This is a genomic window from Bacillus sp. FSL R7-0685, from assembly GCF_038002425.1.
In the GTDB taxonomy this organism is placed as follows: Bacteria; Bacillota; Bacilli; order Bacillales; family Bacillaceae; genus Bacillus; species Bacillus subtilis.
Genome location: NZ_JBBOCN010000001.1, coordinates 2,040,497 through 2,059,044, shown reverse-complemented (window position 1 = coordinate 2,059,044; position 18,548 = coordinate 2,040,497). Strand labels below are relative to the sequence as shown.

Genomic DNA, 18,548 nt, shown 5'->3' with positions numbered 1-18,548 from the left:
AGACTTAAGAGAGTTGTCTGCATTGTATGTTTACTTGAAGGAGAAGAAAACGGATTTTAGGGTGCTTAATCTTAATTCTTGTCAGGTCAAACTTTACTTGTTCCATAAAATGAAAACTTGCCGTTAATTATAATAACGTTTAATTTTGTGGTGTTTAAATATATGATTCTAGAGGTCTTATGAAAGAACCGTTCAACAAAAAATGAACGGTAGGAGTTAAAAAAGTAATGTCTTTTCCTTAGTGGCAAAAGGCTAAACATTTATTTGAGATCGTTAAGGACGACTTTTGCAGCCTCAGCGATAAGAGCATTATCATAATTAGCATCTTTCGTAAAGCGGTTTGACAGAATTGCCAAAACAATAGGAGCTCTGTTAGGCGGCCAAACGATAGCAATGTCGTTACGTGTCCCGTAGCTTCCGGCTCCAGATTTATCGCCGACTTCCCATCCTATTGGAGCGCCTGCCCGAATCAGTTCGTCACCAGTAGCATTGCCTCGCATCCAATCGGTTAAGATCGTGCGTTTGTCAGTCGTGAGAGTGTTATCTAAAGTGAAAGCTTTAAGATCGGTTGCCAGTGCTTTTGCGGTGCTAGTGTCACGAATATCACCAGGAATCGCAGAGTTTAGATCCGTCTCGAATCGTTTAGCTTTCGTTACATGATCCCCAATCTGTTTCAGTGACTTTTCAAAACCTTTAGGGCCGCCAAGCTGTTGCAACAAGATGTTCCCAGCGGTATTATCGCTGTAACGGATAGCCGCTTCCGAGATTTCTTTTAGGCTCATGCCTGTATCTAGGTGTTTCTCTGTGATTGGAGAATATGTAACAAGATCGTCCTTGCTGTAGTGGATGACTTCATTAAGTTTTTCAATTGAGTTTTTCTTCAGGACAGCAGCTGCGGCTAGAACTTTATAGGTTGATGCGTAAGCAAATCGCTCATTCGGCCGATAGGCGATTGTCTTGTTTGAACCTGTATCAATTGCATAAACACCAAGCCTGGCATCAAATTTTTTCTCAAGTTGAACAAATTTTTTATTCGTTATACAGCTTGCCATGTTTGTGTCATCTATGGATTTTGCTTCGGCATGCGTTGAGCTGTAAAAAGGTGTGAAACCAGTAATGCTTAAACATAAAAGCCCAACACATATTCCGAATTTTACTGACGCTTTATTTTTCAACTTCATCAAGCCTCCTCATTCAAATGATTTTGTATTACCTTTGAAATGTTTCCCATGACAGTTAGTGTAACAAACCCCTTTGCGCTAGTAAACATAGAATCAATTGATCTTATATTTTTAATAAGTTGGGAGAACAAGGGCAATTGCCCACCTACATGGTATTATATAAGAATAGGCAAATCAGATTACATATGCTGACAATGGCTGTCAGCAAAGTCATCTATTAGAAAGCTTTATCAATTGTGATTGGAGTGTTATTGGATGCAAACGAGAAAAGTTTATCTCTACGTATTTCACACAATGTCAGACTGGGAATATGGATATTTAATTGCGGAACTAAACTCAGGGAGATACTTTAAACAAGATGCAGCATCTTTAAAAGTAGTTACAGTAGGGGTTAATAAAGAAATGATAACTACGTTGGGAGGATTAAGCATAAAACCAGATATTTCTCTTGACGAATGTACTCTTGGGAGTCAAGATCTTATCATTTTACCCGGAGGAAACACTTGGGGAGAAGATATTCATCAGCCGATCTTGAAAAAAGTTGGCGACGCTTTAAAGCTCGGCACGACTATTGCTGCAATTTGTGGGGCAACCTTGGGCCTCGCGAATGAAGGATACTTAAATTCGAGAAAGCACACAAGCAATGACCTAGACTATATGAAAATGGTCTGCCCTAATTACAAAGGAGAAACACTATATGAAAAGGAACCTGCAGTATCTGATAAAAATTTGGTTACTGCATCAGGAATTGCTCCTCTGGAATTTGCGGTAGAAGTATTGAAAAAATTAGATGTATTTGCACCAGATACATTGCGTTCATGGTATAAGCTGAATAAGACTTATAAGCCTGAATACTTCTTTGAGCTAATGAATACAATAAATCGATAGAAAACACTTTAGCAGTTTTTTGTAGTGCTCCTGAACTTATGGGAGCATTTTTTATATGTGTCTAGGAGCTATATAAAGAAATGCAGAAACTTTTAAAAAGAATATAGATTGGTAAGCCTTATTTCGAATAGAGTTTGATTTGGGTTAAAACTGTTCTTATTAAGGCTCATTTCATGGTGCTAAAGATTCATTTGGAGAAGACTGTCTTGATCAGAACAGACCCTTCCAATATATTGAAGTAAAAGATATCGGGAGGAACTCTTTTGAAAAAGATGTTGATGTTAGCTTTTACATTTCTTTTGGCTTTCACTATCCATGTAGGGGAAGCTTCGGCTGTTATCGTGAAAGATGAGGAAAAAGTGAGTTTTACAATGACAGAAAATGAAAAATGGTTTATGAAGTCTGATGACCTAAATTCAAACCATTGGACATCTCACTTTGGGTACAGATTCACCATTTTCGATACTGAAGGATGTACAATTAACACAAGAATCATGCGAATGACTTTGTCAGGATATGAAATAACCGTTAGTGAAAAAAACTTCTCAGGGGATCATTTTGATTTGAGTGCAACTGATCGAGTTGAGACGATGCCTTATAAGACTCATTATTTGATTTTGACAAAAGATCCAGATTGCGGAGATGTTAAAGTAAAAGGTCTATACGGTTTTCAGTTTGATCAGCCAGAATGGTAATAAAAAAGAATCTAGATTCTCACCGGCCTAAACGCCAGCCAAGCTAATGTCTCACATGCAGACACTAGCTTTTTTCATTGTTTAATAGGCTGTCGTCAGGATTCTAGAAGACTTTCTCATAATAGTCGTTCCCTGTCACATGAAGCCCAAATGACAGGGGAAATGTATATCATTCACACTTTCCGTCGTGAAAATGTAAATGTATTCATAAAAATCCCGCAGCATATCAGCAGTGCGCCGAGGATAATATTGATGGTGATCTGTTCGTGCAATTGCAGCCATCCAAAGAATAGGGCCAATACGGGAACAAACATTAATGCCATGGATGCTTTTGACGCTTCGATTTGATTGAGCACCCAAAACCATACGACAAAGGTAAAGCCGGTGGAAAGCAAGCCATTAAACAGCAATGACCACACCGCTTGATATGTCCACTCGGCTGAAGGGACCGGCTCAAATATAAAGGAAAACACCAATAACATGACGGCTCCCATCATAAGGTGCCAGGCATTCATGTGAATAATATCGATATGCTTGAATTGTAGCTTGCTGAACACATTCGCAATTCCCCAGCTAAGCGCTGCCGCAAGGACGCACAGCTCCCCAAATAAAGCGCTTTGATCGATATTGAGCATTTCCTTTCCAAATATAAATAACAGTCCGAAGAGGCCGCAGACCAGTCCCATTGTTTTATACACATTCATTCTCTCGTTTAATGTAAAATGGCTGATCACCGTAACAAATATAGGCATTGTATATACCAAAACAGAGGTTTTCCCTGAATCGACAAACTGCATTCCATACGTCAAGATCCCCATATAGCCCAGCCCCATCAAGAGGCTCATGATGATATAGCTTTTGAGATGTTCTTTTTTAATTGAAAGCTTTTTTCTTTGGATGAAGAGAATGAGAAATAAAGGAACCGCTCCGATGAACAGGCGCAAACCCGAAAATAAAAGCGGGGGGATGTCATGAATTCCTACTTTCATCGCAACCCAAGTATAACCCCAAATAAGTGTGACAGATATGATACCCAGCATAACTTTTACCATAATGAAGCCGCCTTTCTTGTTTAAATATCGTGCTGGTTTCTATCATATGTTACATTTATGTATAACTGAAATACATTTTTATTATTGGGGGTATAACCAAATGGTTATGAATATGAACCATCTTCACATATTTGTAAAAGTCGGGGAGAAATTGAATATTACAGAAGCGGCAAAAGAATTGTTCATCTCTCAGCCGGCGGTAAGCAAAGCGATAAAAAACCTGGAGAGCTCACTGCAGCTCAAATTATTGATCAGGGATAAACATCATGGTTTAATGCTGACTGACATCGGAAAAGAAATATTGCTGCTTGCGAGGCAAATGAAGGGAATTGAAAGCAAAATATATCAAGTAGCCAACCGGGAAAACAAGCTGTTAAACGGGAAGGTGAAAATCGGTTCATTTCCTGCAGTTTCAACAAATATCATGCCACAGGCGATTGCTGCATTCAGATCAAACTACCCGCTGATCCGCATAGAATTGATCGAAGGAACCTCTGACCAAATAAAAGGATGGGTTGAGGATCGGACGGTTGATATCGGGATCGCAGCATCTCCATTTGAACCGTTTGAAAATCAGCTATTGTGTAACGACTATATGGTGGCTGTCATCCCGCCGCAGCGTGACGAGTTAAAACTTGAAAAGCATGTCGACCTTGAAACATATCAAGATGACCTCATTTTTTGTAAAGGCGGTCATGAAATCGCGATGTCAAACGCATTTTCGCAATACAACATCGAATTAAAGGAAAACTTAACTGTGCAAAATGCCGAAACCTTGATTAATATGGTCAAAAATAACTTGGGTATCGGCATCATTTCAAACTTTACACTTTCATCCGTCCCGCATCAATTGATTAAAAAGGACATCTTTCCTAGGGTCACACGCGATATTGGCGTCATCGTACATTCATTTGAAGAGATAACGCCGGCGGCGCATGAGTTTGTCAAAGTGTTGAAAGCAGTTGTAATCTGAATCAGTTATCGTGTTGCGATGAAATTGAAGAAGATGAATACTCACCGGCAGAGTTACATAAAAGAAAAAAGCAACCATTTGAACGTTGCTTTTCACTCTATTTGGGACCTTGTATGCTAAGAAAAAGATTCATCCATCTCTGCCTTTGTGGGACTCTGCTCCTTAACTTGTTTTAATGATGCTACTATAAGAAAGCTAACAATCACTAGCAAGAGCCATGAACTTACCTTTCCAAGGTGTACAAGACTCCATGTATCGATTTGGTTTGGATATTTCCAAGCTCCAAAAAACGTAGCGATATTTTCCGCTATCCATATAAAAAATCCGATGAGTACAAAAGAAAGTGCGAGCGGCATACGGTAACGAGCTCCATTCACCTCGTATGTAACCCATGTTTGCCAAAAGACAATGATGACAAGCCCAGATAACCACCATCGAAAGTCTATAGAAAAATGGTGGGTGAAAAAATTCAAATAAATCGCTGTGGCAAGCGGAACAACTGCAAAAAAAGGCGGCCACTTAACCAGTTCAACCTTAAGCCTTCTCCATGCCTGGCACAAATAACTGGCTACACTTGCGTACATAAAACCGCTATACAAAGGTACTCCAAATATTTTGGAGTATCCTTCTTCTGGATAAGACCAGGAGCCCATATGGACTTTAAAAAGTTCCAGAGCAAGCCCAATAAGGTGGAATAATGTGATCACTTTTAATTCATCCCGTGTTTCAAGACCGGAACGCACCATCCACAATTGCATGAGAACGCAGATAATGAGCAGCCAGTCATATCGCGGCAAGAAGGGCAGTGGGATGATTTGCGTAATAGCCAAAGAGGCAAAAATAACGGCAGGAAACAAACATGAAAGGGCTTGTTCCCAGCCAAAATGAACGATTTGTTTTATGGCTCTCATGATGTATGCCTCCTCCATAGTTGTGTTCTTCGTGTATGGAAGGGACGCTTAGTATAGCAGCTAGATGGATATAAGTTTATGTCCATAAGCTCACCGCCAATCACTTTATTTTTCTGTTGATCTTACATATTTTTTTACGAATCCTGTGTGTCTTCATCACTTCGGTATTCCAATATATCCCCGGGCTGACATTCTAAAGCCTTGCAAATCGCTTCTAAAGTTGATAATCGAATAGCCTTTGCTTTTCCGTTTTTCAATATCGAAAGATTAGCCATGGTGATGCCAACTCTCTCTGAAAGCTCTGTTACGCTCATTTTCCTCTTAGCAAGCATCACATCGATGTTGATAATAATCGCCATGTCATCACCTCAGACCGTTAAGTCATTTTCTGATTTTATATCTATCGCTTCTTTTAACAGTTTTTGAAGAACAGCAGCAAAGACCGCAATCACCATTGAAGCAAAAATAATAACCAATCCGATCACAATGATACCCGGGGCGTCGTCTATCTCGGCGATCAGATAAAAGACAGGCATGCCTGCTACGTAAAAGATACTGATAGTGACTGCGCAATATTTTATATTCTTCAAAGCTCTTACAGACAAACCCGAGAAAGCTTTGTTTTTGTCAATATAGCTTAAAAGTTTGAACGCTTGATAAAGAGCAAAGTAAAAAGGTATCGCCGTTACATACAAATAGATGAAAACGAGATATTTTATATAAGCGATATTTGGAAATAATTCTGCTGAATAGTTGGCTATCTTAGGCACTAAAAAAATGCATAAAGCAAGAATTGGAATTCCAATAAGAACCAAAGCCATCTTTAAAAAAATTGTCGACATTCGATTCATAACAAGCACCTCATTTATTTGTTGTCTAATTGAATGTAACAAAAAATTTATCGTTTCTCAATAAAAAAATATTGAAATGGATTGATTTTTTGTTGTTATAGGAGACCCTTTTCATTTTTGACAAGACAAAAAAGCATCCCTCATCACTGGGAGATGCTGAACTACTTCAAACTTGCCGACTGAATGAACCGTGTGCCTCAGTGAGCTCAGGGATCGGTGTGAATATAAAGCTAAGCTCTTTTATGAAGGTTTTTATCAACGTCTAAAGATTCAAACAAACGATGGGAAGAAATACATCAAAGGATAAGCGGCTGTTCATACTAATGATCGGGAGGTAAACCGACTTATGATACAAATTTTGATCACTGGTCTTTTTTTATTGGCTCAGCCGAGTGAGCCGCAGGACAGTTTAACGGTCACACAGCAAGGACGGACGATTGCCACTGTTAACCGTGAAGACTTTACAATGCCTCTTCCCGGCACTCCAATGGTTGACTATGAAAAATACAGTAAATTCATCAAACAGCTTGATCAGAAAGTGTACCGTGAGCCGATAAATGCTGTCCTTAACGATCATGGAAGCATCGTCCCGGGCAGGGTTGGCTACAAACTGTATCAACAGGCGTTTATGGAAAAGTTTTATGCGTATTTTTATGGGCAAGGTCCCTCCGAGATAGAAGTGCCGGAAATGAACATTTATCCGAAAGTTGACAGCGAGCTGCTAGCTCACATCAGTACGCAGCAGCTTGGTCAGTACGTGACGTATTTTAACTCAAGCAATAAAAGCCGTTCACACAATATTTCGCTTTCTGCAAAAGCAATCGACAATCACGTTGTTTTCCCTAATGAGACGTTTTCGTTTAACCAAGTTGTGGGAATGAGAACTCGGAACAAAGGATATAAAAGTGCACCCATTATTGTAAAAGGGGAGTTGTCTGAAGGTGTAGGAGGAGGAATTTGTCAGGTGTCCTCAACTCTATTTAATGCAGTCGATCGTGCAGGACTGCAGATCGTTCAGCGCTATTCTCATACTAGAAGTGTACCATATGTACCGCCCGGACGGGATGCGACGGTAAGCTGGGGAGGTCCTGACTTTCGCTTTCAAAACCAATATAACCAACCAATCTTAATTCGGGCAAAAAGGTATGGGGGAAGTATGATTATTACGCTATACTCTTCTGATGTGATTAACAGCAAATTGAGAAAAATCCCCAAAGCTCCATCTCGGATACCGAAAGAAATAAATGCAGAGCAGTAAAGACAAAACCTCAGGTAAGGTTTTGGTTAAGAGAGCTTGTAGATTGCTCAAAATCAATTCTTTAAGGAACGGCCAGTGAAAGGAAGGAGGGATAAATGAAGTGAAAAGGGTATTATTTTCTGTAATTGTTTTTACAGCAGTTGGATTTACGTTTTGCCAATCAAAAGCGCATGCCCTGACTTTTACGGTGTTGCCTATTACACAAAAAACAGACCAGTGGTCAGTAAAAGTAAGTGAAGCAAAAAATGCAAAGGAATTTGCGAGACCTCAAAAAGGAGAATATCAAGTATATTCCTTGGAAGTCAAAAATATAGGGGAAAAAGCAGCTACAGTGGATGTGCAATTGTATAGAAATGACCCTAATTCAATCACAAGGTTTTCGCTTTTTGGATGTCCCGATGAAAATTGTGTCAAACCAAAAGAAGATTCTAAAATGTTAGCTGAAAGTTTAAATGATGGCTCACTGCTGAAGTTCAATCATTTTATGCTGGCAGATAAGGCCTCTGAATTAGAGGTTGTTATAATTTGGACACAGAAGGGGCAAGAAGGACGCAATTTAAAACAGACCTTTAAATTCACTGAAGATGGCGTTAATTAGACAGTAAAGATGGAATGGCTTTGGTGATTCGATCTCTTACTTTGCCTGAGGAAAAAATGAAAATAATTGTTGGAAAACCAATCATAGCTGAGTCAAATGTTAAAGTGACTGTGATTTATGACTATAGAGAAGAACCAGAGTTTTGGATACATTATCCGATGGGAGTGAAATGTTTGTTGATGATCACAAAGTCTTTATTGAATACGAATAGAGACTTTGTGACTGACTGCGCATTTCAACTTAACATTTTACTGATAATGACAGTGAAACCTAAACAAGTGCAACCTGTTTCATCATTAAAAACCGCTAATTTCAAAATTTTCTATGTCAAGATTTAGTTTTTTCAATTGTTTCAACAAAACTTCAAATTTTAAGCAATTGCCATTTTTCAATTCTTCTGGAATATCTTCCGGATGAGCAATTACCATCCCGCTCTCAATCCATTGTTTACGATACAATTGAAATGCAGCCTCAATTAAATGATCAGGAGTTACAATAAAACCTAACCTCACATCATGATCCTCACTGTAGCCAAATTCAAAACCGCAACATGGACAAATGTCAAACGTTTTTTGATACTCGCCTTTATACAAAGGATTTTGAATTAATCCTTTGTATCCGCAAATTAAACAAGAATAACATTTTTCCACCAAGTTTAATTCCCCTTTTATCACTTATTTACTATTGCTGTCCCGTAACAAATATTACTTCAAATATAAACTTCGTGTACTGTATTTATAGCATAAGCAGTGCATCTAATCCTCAAAGATGAACACACTTTGGATTTGAAATGGGTGATATAGGAATCAAGATAATATCTGAATAAAAGAAGGGTTTTACAGTTAATTGGCAAAATGGAAAAGAAAAAGTATTTAAGTTGGAACGGGTATTTATTCTATTAGGCATGTAAAGTGTGCCAGCGAAAGTTGAATTCCATGAAATTATGTTAAAGGGGGAAAAGAGGAGATGTGCTACATTGAAATCACAAAGGACAATATTGAAGACAATCATATTTGCTGTGCATTAGGCGCGAAACAATATGAGCATGCAGTTAATGAAAAGAAGAGATGGCTCAAAGCTCGAATGGATGAAGGATTGGTGTTCTATCGCTTACATGAACGGGCAAAAGTCTTTATTGAATATCTACCTGCGAATGAGGCATGGGTGCCTGTCAATGCGCCTAATTTTATGTACATTAATTGTCTGTGGGTGTCTGGCAGATATAAAAATAACGGTCATGCGAAACGATTGTTGGACAAATGTATAGCAGATGCGAAAGCGTGCGGCATGGATGGCATTATCCATATCGCAGGCAAGAAAAAACTGCCCTATTTAAGTGATAAGCATTTCTTTGAGCATATGGGGTTTACTCTACAAGATGAAGCTGCCCCTTATTTTCAATTAATGGCTTTGACTTGGAATGGCCTTGCAGCTTCTCCTGCATTTAAGAGCCAGGTGAAAAGTGATTCTATCAATGAAAAGGGGATTACGATATACTATACAGCTCAGTGTCCGTTTGCAGTGGGCATGATAAATGATTTGCGGGAATTGACTGAAAAGAAAGGGGTTCAATTTCAGTCAATTCAGTTATCATCGAAAGAAGAGGCACAAAAGTCACCAGCTATTTGGACAACTTTTAGCGTTTTTTTTGATGGGAGATTTGTGACTCATGAGATCATGAGTGTAAATAAATTTGAAAAGTTACTTAATACACTAGCTTGATTTTTAATAATAAAAAGCCATTTTAAGGTTTTAATCTTGTCTTTAGAGAGCACTTTAATTTAAGTCAAAAGTTTAGACAGTCATCTGTTAGATCATTAGCCCTTTTTTATTTTGTTTTCGGTAACATTTTGATCATATTTTCCTACTAAAAAGTTAGGAAAGTGGGGGAAAACATGAGAAAAAAGAACAATATTAAGAAATGGCTATTGATCATTGCTGGATTCTTGATCATCTGCATCACCACATTATTTGTAATGGTGTCAGGAAACGAAGTGAAATATGAGGGCAGCGGGAAAAGCGGACTGTGGATGTCTAACCTTGAAAAATCAGGAAAAACTTCAATTGGACCCAATTATTTTCTAAATCTGTATTGGCAGGGGAGTAAGAAGGACGAAAAGAGGACTATCATAGAAAAAATCACCTTATACATAGATGGTAAAATGTATGATGACAGGGAAAATTATGATTTGTCAGAATACACAGGTGATGAAATGCCAGGTGGGGGACGCATGGAGGACCATATTGCCACCTTTGATTATATGCCTGAAGATGAAGTGATAGGACATGATGTATTAGTGAAAGTGGAGTGGAAGACAGGCCAGAAAAAACAGACAGAAGCAATCAAATTACATAAGAAGCCATGGTATAAAAAATAGTTTATTTGATGTATTTGTGATCACATTGGTGGTCACTTTTTTATTTGCGGATTCCTAGGCACAGCAATCTAAGATTCTGCATAGGCTGAAATAAAATCTTGTTCATTTCTAAAACGAGGTGCATGCTGTTGGAACAACAACCAATCAATCATGAAGACAGAAACGTGCCGCAGCCTATTCGAAGTGATGGAGCTGGAGCTATTGATACAGGCCCGCGAAATATAATACGGGATATTCAAAATCCGAATATATTTGTTCCGCCTGTTACAGATGAGGGTATGATTCCTAACTTGAGATTTTCATTCTCAGACGCTCCCATGAAATTAGATCATGGCGGCTGGTCAAGAGAAATCACCGTCAGACAGCTTCCGATTTCGACTGCGATTGCAGGTGTAAACATGAGCTTAACTGCGGGAGGCGTCCGTGAGCTTCATTGGCATAAGCAAGCGGAGTGGGCTTATATGCTTTTGGGACGGGCACGTATCACCGCTGTTGACCAAGACGGACGAAATTTCATTGCTGATGTTGGTCCCGGCGACCTTTGGTACTTCCCAGCAGGAATTCCGCATTCCATACAGGGATTGGAACACTGCGAGTTTCTGCTCGTATTCGATGATGGAAACTTTTCTGAGTTTTCAACGTTAACCATTTCAGATTGGCTTGCACACACACCAAAAGACGTTCTGTCTGCAAATTTCGGTGTCCCAGAGAATGCTTTCAACTCTCTTCCGTCTGAGCAAGTCTATATTTACCAAGGGAATGTGCCGGGATCAGTCGCGAGTGAAGACATTCAGTCACCATATGGAAAAGTCCCCATGACCTTTAAACACGAGCTGTTAAATCAACCCCCAATTCAAATGCCAGGGGGGAGTGTACGAATTGTGGATTCTTCTAACTTCCCAATTTCAAAAACGATAGCCGCTGCACTTGTTCAGATTGAGCCTGGCGCGATGAGAGAGCTTCATTGGCATCCCAATAGCGATGAGTGGCAATATTATCTAACAGGACAGGGACGAATGACGGTATTTATCGGAAATGGGACTGCCCGCACATTTGATTATAGAGCAGGCGACGTTGGATACGTACCTTCTAATGCTGGCCACTATATACAAAATACTGGTACAGAAACATTATGGTTTTTAGAAATGTTCAAAAGTAACCGCTATGCAGATGTGTCACTCAATCAGTGGATGGCATTGACGCCTAAAGAATTAGTGCAAAGCAACTTGAATGCTGGATCAGTCATGCTTGATTCTCTGCGTAAGAAGAAAGTGCCTGTTGTGAAATATCCCGGTACGTAAAAGACGAACAGATCACACAGCTGCCTTTCATATCTTTTTAAAGTAAATAGACCTGAATTTTGGCCAGTGTTTTATTAAATCCCTATATATACGTTATGTAGGGTTTTTCTGCTTGAATCGTATTGTAATGAGCTTTAAAAAGTTAATGTGGAAATGATAACCATTCGATAATGGGAATTCAATGGCCGATTTCTACCAGTTTGATTGGCTTTAAAGGAGGACAAGAAATGAAAGCACTCATATTTTTATCCAGTTTGACTGCCATTGGGAGCTCTATATTGGGGCGATGGTTAGGGATGCTGGATGATTCTTATGCTGTTGGCGATGCTTGGTTTATAGGTGTTTTAGCTGGATTGATTTCACTTCTAATATTGATTGATAGTCAAACGATGACAAAGAATTACATAGTAAGTTTAAGTACGATACTAGGCATTCTTGGAGTGGGATTTATATATTTCCCAGCTGCATTCATCAACATATTATTAAGTATTACACTGGATAAACAAAAGAAAGAAGACCTCCATGTAAGATGAAAGAAATTTCATTTAATTCTTAGGAGGGAAAGTGTATGGATTTACCTCTATGGGCTTATATCATATTTGCAATCACAGGTGCGGCAGGTTTCATAAGTTTAATGTGGTTCAGTTTTTTTGCTGACAAAATAGAAAGGTGAAGCGATTTTATAAAAATGTAAACTATTTTATATGAAAGGGATAACATTGCTTATTTAAGTTTACATAATAAAATTATTTCGAACTGATATCGAAAACTAATTGATCTATATACTAAATATTCATAATTACTAGAGGGATTGGCACCTAAGGAACAAAGCTATTGACAAGTTCTTGCTAGAGAATTTCAATCACTACATATGATTTTCTGCATCAAGAAGCTCAGCTGAATTATTTTTAGGTGAATTTACTAATGATGAAACCTGGTATGCTTCCATGTCATCAGCATCATAAGGCAGCAGCAAGCTTTGCAGATAATCAGGGCTTGTATTTTGGGGGTTAAGCCACTCCTTTTCATGATCATGGGCCAATATAACCGGCATTCGGTCGTGTATATCTTTCATGAACTCATTAGGCTCAGTTGTTATGATGGTGCAGGTATAAAGAGGATCTCCTTGATGTGTGCTCCACTTTTCATATAAGCCAGCAAACGCAAAAAGAGCAGATGATTTCAATTTGATCCGCATTGGGATTTTGGTTTTGGAATCAAGCCGTTTCCATTCATAAAAACTGTCTGCTGGTATGATGCAGCGTTTGCTGACAAGCGGTCTTCGAAAGGCCGGTTTCTCGGTAATTGTTTCGGCTCGAGCATTGATCATTTTATAACCGATCTTTTCATCTTTTGCCCAAGGTGGAATAAGTCCCCATCTAAGCTTGCCTAAGCGATTATTTGATCCATCATTGATGATTGCAAGGATGTTTTGTGATGGTGCGACATTATAGCTTGGCTGGTATTCACCTTTAGGAAAAAATTGATCGATGTCAAACTGATCAATAATATCATCAAATGCAGAGTACAAAGTAAACCTGCCGCACATATCCATCATCCTTTTTAGGGGCTTTTGAATAGTTTGTGGGACGAACGTTCATTTAATACAGGACAATGATTTCTTTTTACTTGCGATAAACTGGTATAATAAGAAAGCCATTTAAGAAGTTATGTGGAAAAAACATATGCTTTTTAGTTTGACCGACGCTGGATCTTGATGGAGTTACAAGGATCGCTTAAAAATAGCCTATAAGTATAAAAAGAGGCACAGCGTTTTTAACGCAGGGCCTCTTTTATATCAGTAGCCAAATACCAGAGTTGTACTTTGTGATCCGGCATATTTCGTGACAAATTCTTTTGTATATTCCGGCGTTTGGACACGATAGCTATAGTTTGACCCAGGATTCCAAGAAGTCAGCGGAGAGGTTTGCTTGTTGAGTGATGGATAGCTGCCTATGTCTTTGAAATAACCAGTGCCCTTGTCGTCAAGGATGCCGCCTTTTTCACTGCCTTTCCCAAAGTAATTATATTCGGAATATATTTTTGCTTTTGTAGCAATTGTAATCGCCTGGTTAAAATTATTGCTGTAATTGTTTTTAACATGAAAGTAACCGTATCTCATCAGACCTGGGCCTCTAACATACAAGTTCTCAAAATAATTATTGGCGATTGTCATGTGGGGGTAGCCGTCATATTGATGCTGGGAATCATCCGGGTATCCTAAAATCAAACCGTATTTATGATTCGCAAATTTTGAGTTGCTGATCGTGATATAATCTGCGGATTTTCCGATATACACGAGTTTGTCCAAATCGCTTCCGCTTGCATTATAGCTATGACCTGAGAATGTGACGTGATCAATCCAATAGTTCATACCGGAATCTAAATAAAGCTGGATATCATTATTTCCGTTAATCTGCGGACTGTGTTCAAACGTTAAATTTTGAAAAATGACATTTCCAGAAGCTGATGAAGTTGTTAAATAAATATTTTTCAGCGTTTTTTTCGCGTAAGAGCCCACGAGTGTTTTATTTGAGCCAATGGTAACTGTTGTTTTCGCAGATGCGGAAAGATCATTTTGAAGCACTAAAATTTTCGGAGTGGATCCTCCTAGATGGGTTTTTAAATCATTTACGCTTTGAATGTAAACAATCTGCCCGTTTTTTCCACCCGTTGTGCCCGTTTTAGAGATGCCTTTTTCATTTTTGGCATTTCCGGCAAAACCTAAAAGGCCATTTGTTGAGGTATTCGGAAAATCGACTGCACCTAATGCTTTTCCAGGCAAGAGAACCAAAAACAAGCTAAAGACGGTGAACCATAAACAAAGTCGTTTCATCACAATATGCTTCCTTTCAATTTTAATCATTTCCTTGCGGGGATTATTATTACAGTTAATGGAAAGGAATGATAGGTTCTATCTTCCTAATTAATGTTGGGTTACTTAAAAAATAGAGATTGCGCCAAAAGACATACTAACAATTGAAATAGAAGAAAGGATTGATACACCGTTGACTGCAGCAGCTTATCGAAACACCTTGCTATCACTTTTATGTTTAACAGCTGGAATCGTGGATGTAATCGGGTATTTAAGCCTGGGACATGTGTTCACAGCTAATATGACTGGAAACATTGTATTATTGGGGTTAGCTATCGGCAAATCCATTCAGGTCACTGTTTTTAATTCCTTGACTGCGCTAATCGGATTTATATGCGGCGTGATCATTGCTACATTGATGGTCGGAAAGGCGGAAAATACCCTTTGGCCTTCTGCTGTGACAAAAGCCCTCGCACTTGAAGCATTCATTTTGTTTGTCTTTGCTTGTCTTTCTTTTTACCGGGCATTTGTTCCTGTGCACATTCTAATTATACTCATGAGCATTTCTATGGGGATTCAAACTACAGCAGCAAAAAAACTGGGGATCGCAGGTATTTCTTCAACTGTGTTGACCGGCACTTTGGCTTCTCTTTTAGAGGATATATCCGGCCGTTTGTTTTTTAAGAAGCAAAAGAAGACTTTCTTAAGAGATACTGTGTTAAGAGCACTGGCTATTATTTTATATTGTGTGGGGGCTATTATTGTTGCTCTGGCTGAGCCTGATTTTTATCACTTCATTATTTGGGTTCCGATTGTGCTGATCTTTGGCATCATGATGACAGCTAAGTTGAAACTGAGCGGGGAAAAATAGCTTTTCCTGTATAGCTGTTATCAGGCCAACAGCCTGTTTCATTTCGTTATTGAAGTGCGAATTTTGAGAGGGAAAAATAAGACATTCGGCTGAAGTGCACATTCGTTCATTTGTATTGGCTTTTTCATAACTACCTACATTTGATATATGAATGATAGTGAATTTGCCTTAAAAGCATCTATGAATCTATTTCCTCTTTCAAACCAGATGGATTGAGTCTTATAATGATAATGATTCTCATTTGAAGTCTGGTTTGAGGAGGACCAAATATGAAAAAGATCATGAGTGCATTTGTTGGTATGGTTTTGTTGACGATCTTCTGTTTTTCCCCGCAAGCTTCGGCAGCATATGACGACCTGCATGAAGGTTATGCAACGTATACAGGGTCAGGTTATTCAGGAGGAGCTTTCCTGCTGGATCCCATTCCTTCCGATATGGAGATTACTGCAATAAATCCGGCGGATCTCAATTACGGAGGAGTAAAAGCGGCACTTGCCGGCTCTTATTTGGAAGTTGAAGGGCCAAAAGGGAAAACAACCGTATATGTTACTGATCTTTATCCCGAAGGCGCTCGGGGAGCTCTTGATCTGTCACCTAATGCCTTCCGTAAAATCGGCAATATGAAAGACGGAAAAATCAATATTAAATGGCGTGTTGTCAAAGCCCCAATCACCGGCAATTTCACGTACCGGATCAAAGAAGGCAGCAGCAGGTGGTGGGCAGCAATCCAAGTCAGAAATCACAAGTATCCTGTTATGAAAATGGAATATGAAAAGGATGGTAAGTGGATCAACATGGAGAAAATGGACTATAACCATTTTGTGAGTACGAATTTAGGTACTGGCTCTCTCAAAGTCAGAATGACTGACATCCGCGGAAAAGTTGTGAAAGACACCATTCCAAAGCTGCCTGAAAGCGGAACGTCCAAAGCCTATACAGTACCGGGCCATGTTCAGTTTCCTGAATAAAAAATACGAAACAGCGGATCTTTTCCCGCTGTTTTTTCATTGTTCTGCATCTGCATGTAAAAATGTTTTAATCATGTTCAACTGCTCCTGCTTTGGATAACTGGTATACAGCCTGCTTGAAATCCGAATAGGATCTCCGAAAAAATATCTTTCGTAGTGAGTTTGTCTAGTTCCGAATGAACTCATTGTTAAATCCCATGCCAAACGGAAAATTTTCACACGTTCTTCAGCATTTGTATTGGTTGCTTGAAGATATTGGTCAAGATCTTCCCGTATCTCTGAGTCAAATGCATTTTCGGTAGGCAGTGTCACCATTCCGCTAGCTCCAATTAATTGTATGATTTCAGTAAATCGAGGATATAGCTTAGGAATGATTGTACTGATGACTTGAAGAGGAATTAAACAGGGGCGCATATAGCCGAATTCATCTAACTGAGCATCATTTTCCGATTTGTCAATGAGCGCTTTGATTGTTTCCAATCCCACAATGATTTCTGAGAGCTTTTCTTGGATGTGCTGATATTCGGAAACATTAATGGTGTCGACAAGAAGCTGTGCAACACCTAATAGAAATTCAATTTTTATCATTTGCCTAATGACAACCTGGTGAAAGGTAAAGGCATGAAAAGAGCTTTTTGTCATAAAATCTTTAGCTGCTTCCGCATTATCGTAAAAAAACACACGATTCCACGGCACTAACACATGATCAAAAACCACAATTGAATCCATTTCTTCATACCTTGAGCTTAAGGGATGATTAAAGGAAGAGTCGCTTAATACAAATGATTCTCTTGTGATGAATTTTACGCCTTTTGTATTAGAAGGGATTGAAAAAGCATAAGCTTCATCTGTTTCAAAGAAAAATTTAGGCGCTGAAAAAACCAAGATTTCATCGGTCAACCCGCCTTGTGTTGCAAGCAGTCGTGCTCCATGAATCATTAAACCTTTTTCGGTTCTATCAATGACTTTAGCAGATATCGGTTTTTCACTTAGCCCAAAATAGGACTGTGACCGGTTCACTTGCGGAGTAATGAATGTATGGGTAAAGGAAAGGTCATGCTTAGCAGCTTGTTCATACATATCTAGTATATGTTCAGGAAAGCAATTCTCTTTTTCTTTGAGAAGCTCCGCTGACGAAGCAAAGCTCATCATAACCGTATTCATGTAATCCGGACTTCTCCCCATCATTCCGTGAGTATGTCTAGCCCAATGTTCAATCATGTTCCTTCTTTTTTTTAAATCATTTTTGGTTTTAGGCTGGAGATAGGAAAGGCCGATTCGATTATGATCTCCAGGAAGGCAATAAGTCATTTCATGTATTAACTCATCCTTTGTTTGCAATTCATAAAGTGAGCTTTTTGTTTTGATTATTCCTTTAAATGCAGGATGCTCAGAAATGTTACCCTTTATTTTTTCGCCATCATACCATATTTCGTTTTCTAGTTTATTCAATCGGTCAATGAATTCTTTACCATTGATGATCCCCATTTAAGTTTCGCTCCTTCATATTATGCTGCGTATTGTATTATATTTTCGAGAAAACAGCCGGTTCAGCCAATTTGAGGTGGGAAAAGCCTTTTTTAGAAAAACGAATAAGAGTGACTTACATACCGCAAAAGACTGCAAATTTTACTTAAGGTTTTTCTGTAAGTTCAGAGACGTAAAGAATTTGCTTATTCATATAAGAATATCACTATAAAACTTGATAACACGTGTCGATATTATGGACATGAGCGTAAGCGAATTGGATTCAAACGCGCTTGAACATATTTTATTTCAGCCATTACATTGTGCGGAAAGGGAAAACG

The 18,548-nt window shown here is 38.8% G+C and carries 20 protein-coding genes and 2 pseudogenes; 13 read left to right on the top strand and 9 right to left on the bottom strand.

The genetic code is table 11. The features are described from left to right. Positions 1–260: 260 nt before the first annotated feature. Positions 261–1,181: a class A beta-lactamase gene (gene bla, locus MKY50_RS10360; protein ID WP_341116614.1), complete on the bottom strand. Its 921-nt coding sequence runs from the start codon at positions 1,179–1,181 to the stop codon at positions 261–263. Positions 1,182–1,436: 255 nt separating this feature from the next. On the opposite strand from bla, the gene MKY50_RS10355 reads away from it, so the two are divergent. Further along, entirely contained in the window at positions 1,437–2,069 is a 633-nt protein-coding gene (locus MKY50_RS10355) for a type 1 glutamine amidotransferase family protein (RefSeq protein WP_046381095.1), read from the top strand. Positions 2,070–2,332: 263 nt separating this feature from the next. Further along, on the top strand, positions 2,333–2,764 hold the full coding sequence (locus MKY50_RS10350) for a hypothetical protein (RefSeq protein ID WP_042975982.1): 432 nt from the start codon (positions 2,333–2,335) through the stop codon (positions 2,762–2,764). Between the two features lie 173 nt (positions 2,765–2,937). On the opposite strand, the gene MKY50_RS10345 is transcribed toward MKY50_RS10350, so the two are convergent. After that, complete coding sequence (locus tag MKY50_RS10345; RefSeq protein WP_076457988.1) at positions 2,938–3,816, bottom strand: DMT family transporter; 879 nt, start codon at positions 3,814–3,816, stop codon at positions 2,938–2,940. Between the two features lie 100 nt (positions 3,817–3,916). On the opposite strand from MKY50_RS10345, the gene MKY50_RS10340 reads away from it, so the two are divergent. Then, positions 3,917–4,789: a LysR family transcriptional regulator gene (locus MKY50_RS10340; RefSeq protein ID WP_021481419.1), complete on the top strand. Its 873-nt coding sequence runs from the start codon at positions 3,917–3,919 to the stop codon at positions 4,787–4,789. 116 nt (positions 4,790–4,905) lie between these two features. Here the strand turns inward: MKY50_RS10340 and MKY50_RS10335 are convergent, their stop codons facing one another. From MKY50_RS10335 to MKY50_RS10325, 3 genes and pseudogenes are all read right to left on the bottom strand, one after another. Then, a complete protein-coding gene (locus tag MKY50_RS10335; RefSeq protein WP_116316668.1) occupies positions 4,906–5,700 on the bottom strand; it encodes a DUF817 domain-containing protein in 795 nt (264 codons plus the stop codon). Between the two features lie 105 nt (positions 5,701–5,805). Then, a pseudogene (locus tag MKY50_RS10330) lies at positions 5,806–6,059 on the bottom strand (helix-turn-helix domain-containing protein). Positions 6,060–6,068: 9 nt separating this feature from the next. Next, positions 6,069–6,551, bottom strand: a complete 483-nt coding sequence (locus MKY50_RS10325) for a DUF2975 domain-containing protein (RefSeq protein WP_341116610.1) — start codon at positions 6,549–6,551, stop codon at positions 6,069–6,071. A gap of 346 nt (positions 6,552–6,897) precedes the next feature. Here MKY50_RS10325 and MKY50_RS10320 point away from each other — a divergent pair, with 346 nt between their 5' ends. The 3 genes from MKY50_RS10320 to MKY50_RS10310 all read left to right on the top strand — a co-directional run bounded on the left by MKY50_RS10320 (position 6,898) and on the right by MKY50_RS10310 (position 8,745). Continuing rightward, positions 6,898–7,809, top strand: coding sequence for a VanW family protein (locus MKY50_RS10320; RefSeq protein WP_076457984.1), 912 nt, complete (start codon positions 6,898–6,900; stop codon positions 7,807–7,809). 100 nt (positions 7,810–7,909) lie between these two features. After that, positions 7,910–8,407 carry a hypothetical protein gene (locus MKY50_RS10315; protein WP_106073473.1) on the top strand — a complete coding sequence of 166 codons (498 nt, stop codon included), beginning with the start codon at positions 7,910–7,912 and terminating at the stop codon, positions 8,405–8,407. Positions 8,408–8,511: 104 nt separating this feature from the next. Further along, a complete protein-coding gene (locus tag MKY50_RS10310; RefSeq protein WP_341117306.1) occupies positions 8,512–8,745 on the top strand; it encodes a hypothetical protein in 234 nt (77 codons plus the stop codon). Here MKY50_RS10310 and MKY50_RS10305 read toward each other — a convergent pair. Then, a complete protein-coding gene (locus MKY50_RS10305) occupies positions 8,704–9,060 on the bottom strand; it encodes a hypothetical protein (RefSeq protein ID WP_080265378.1) in 357 nt (118 codons plus the stop codon). The genes MKY50_RS10310 and MKY50_RS10305 overlap by 42 nt on opposite strands. Before the next feature lie 313 nt (positions 9,061–9,373). Between MKY50_RS10305 and MKY50_RS10300 the strand changes: the two genes are divergently transcribed. The 5 genes and pseudogenes from MKY50_RS10300 to MKY50_RS10280 all read left to right on the top strand — a co-directional run bounded on the left by MKY50_RS10300 (position 9,374) and on the right by MKY50_RS10280 (position 12,619). Further along, positions 9,374–10,129, top strand: coding sequence for an N-acetyltransferase (locus MKY50_RS10300; RefSeq protein WP_029318075.1), 756 nt, complete (start codon positions 9,374–9,376; stop codon positions 10,127–10,129). 29 nt (positions 10,130–10,158) lie between these two features. After that, positions 10,159–10,278: pseudogene (locus tag MKY50_RS10295) on the top strand (hypothetical protein); the annotation flags it as partial. A gap of 24 nt (positions 10,279–10,302) precedes the next feature. Beyond that, entirely contained in the window at positions 10,303–10,785 is a 483-nt protein-coding gene (locus tag MKY50_RS10290; RefSeq protein ID WP_341116607.1) for a DUF4944 domain-containing protein, read from the top strand. A gap of 122 nt (positions 10,786–10,907) precedes the next feature. Continuing rightward, positions 10,908–12,086: an oxalate decarboxylase gene (gene oxdD / locus MKY50_RS10285; protein ID WP_003231409.1), complete on the top strand. Its 1,179-nt coding sequence runs from the start codon at positions 10,908–10,910 to the stop codon at positions 12,084–12,086. 227 nt (positions 12,087–12,313) lie between these two features. After that, a complete protein-coding gene (locus MKY50_RS10280; RefSeq protein ID WP_004399414.1) occupies positions 12,314–12,619 on the top strand; it encodes a membrane protein in 306 nt (101 codons plus the stop codon). Between the two features lie 332 nt (positions 12,620–12,951). Here MKY50_RS10280 and MKY50_RS10275 read toward each other — a convergent pair whose 3' ends face one another. Together MKY50_RS10275 and MKY50_RS10270 are read right to left on the bottom strand one after the other, a co-directional pair. After that, the gene (locus MKY50_RS10275; RefSeq protein WP_163130807.1) at positions 12,952–13,635 is read right to left on the bottom strand and encodes an SOS response-associated peptidase; all 684 of its coding nucleotides are present in this window, start codon (positions 13,633–13,635) and stop codon (positions 12,952–12,954) included. A 249-nt stretch (positions 13,636–13,884) separates the two neighbouring features. Beyond that, entirely contained in the window at positions 13,885–14,922 is a 1,038-nt protein-coding gene (locus MKY50_RS10270; RefSeq protein ID WP_004399365.1) for a polysaccharide lyase family 1 protein, read from the bottom strand. A gap of 172 nt (positions 14,923–15,094) precedes the next feature. Here MKY50_RS10270 and MKY50_RS10265 point away from each other — a divergent pair, with 172 nt between their 5' ends. After that, a complete protein-coding gene (locus MKY50_RS10265) occupies positions 15,095–15,772 on the top strand; it encodes a YoaK family protein (RefSeq protein ID WP_004399503.1) in 678 nt (225 codons plus the stop codon). Positions 15,773–16,041: 269 nt separating this feature from the next. Next, entirely contained in the window at positions 16,042–16,740 is a 699-nt protein-coding gene (gene exlX, locus MKY50_RS10260; RefSeq protein ID WP_003231419.1) for an expansin ExlX, read from the top strand. Between the two features lie 36 nt (positions 16,741–16,776). Here the strand turns inward: exlX and hpaB are convergent, their stop codons facing one another. Continuing rightward, on the bottom strand, positions 16,777–18,228 hold the full coding sequence (hpaB, locus tag MKY50_RS10255; RefSeq protein WP_021481406.1) for a 4-hydroxyphenylacetate 3-monooxygenase, oxygenase component: 1,452 nt from the start codon (positions 18,226–18,228) through the stop codon (positions 16,777–16,779). Between the last annotated feature and the right edge of the window lie 320 nt (positions 18,229–18,548).

Excerpts from the sequence above, each read along its gene's own strand:
- bla (WP_341116614.1), bottom strand. The coding sequence starts at position 1,181 with ATGAAGTTGAAAAATAAAGCGTCAGTAAAATTCGGAATATGTGTTGGG.
- MKY50_RS10355 (WP_046381095.1), top strand. The coding sequence starts at position 1,437 with ATGCAAACGAGAAAAGTTTATCTCTACGTATTTCACACAATGTCAGAC.
- MKY50_RS10345 (WP_076457988.1), bottom strand. The coding sequence starts at position 3,816 with ATGGTAAAAGTTATGCTGGGTATCATATCTGTCACACTTATTTGGGGT.
- MKY50_RS10340 (WP_021481419.1), top strand. The coding sequence starts at position 3,917 with ATGGTTATGAATATGAACCATCTTCACATATTTGTAAAAGTCGGGGAG.
- MKY50_RS10335 (WP_116316668.1), bottom strand. The coding sequence starts at position 5,700 with ATGAGAGCCATAAAACAAATCGTTCATTTTGGCTGGGAACAAGCCCTT.
- MKY50_RS10325 (WP_341116610.1), bottom strand. The coding sequence starts at position 6,551 with ATGAATCGAATGTCGACAATTTTTTTAAAGATGGCTTTGGTTCTTATT.
- MKY50_RS10320 (WP_076457984.1), top strand. The coding sequence starts at position 6,898 with ATGATACAAATTTTGATCACTGGTCTTTTTTTATTGGCTCAGCCGAGT.
- MKY50_RS10300 (WP_029318075.1), top strand. The coding sequence starts at position 9,374 with ATGTGCTACATTGAAATCACAAAGGACAATATTGAAGACAATCATATT.
- MKY50_RS10290 (WP_341116607.1), top strand. The coding sequence starts at position 10,303 with ATGAGAAAAAAGAACAATATTAAGAAATGGCTATTGATCATTGCTGGA.
- oxdD (WP_003231409.1), top strand. The coding sequence starts at position 10,908 with ATGCTGTTGGAACAACAACCAATCAATCATGAAGACAGAAACGTGCCG.
- MKY50_RS10280 (WP_004399414.1), top strand. The coding sequence starts at position 12,314 with ATGAAAGCACTCATATTTTTATCCAGTTTGACTGCCATTGGGAGCTCT.
- MKY50_RS10275 (WP_163130807.1), bottom strand. The coding sequence starts at position 13,635 with ATGTGCGGCAGGTTTACTTTGTACTCTGCATTTGATGATATTATTGAT.
- MKY50_RS10270 (WP_004399365.1), bottom strand. The coding sequence starts at position 14,922 with ATGAAACGACTTTGTTTATGGTTCACCGTCTTTAGCTTGTTTTTGGTT.
- exlX (WP_003231419.1), top strand. The coding sequence starts at position 16,042 with ATGAAAAAGATCATGAGTGCATTTGTTGGTATGGTTTTGTTGACGATC.
- hpaB (WP_021481406.1), bottom strand. The coding sequence starts at position 18,228 with ATGGGGATCATCAATGGTAAAGAATTCATTGACCGATTGAATAAACTA.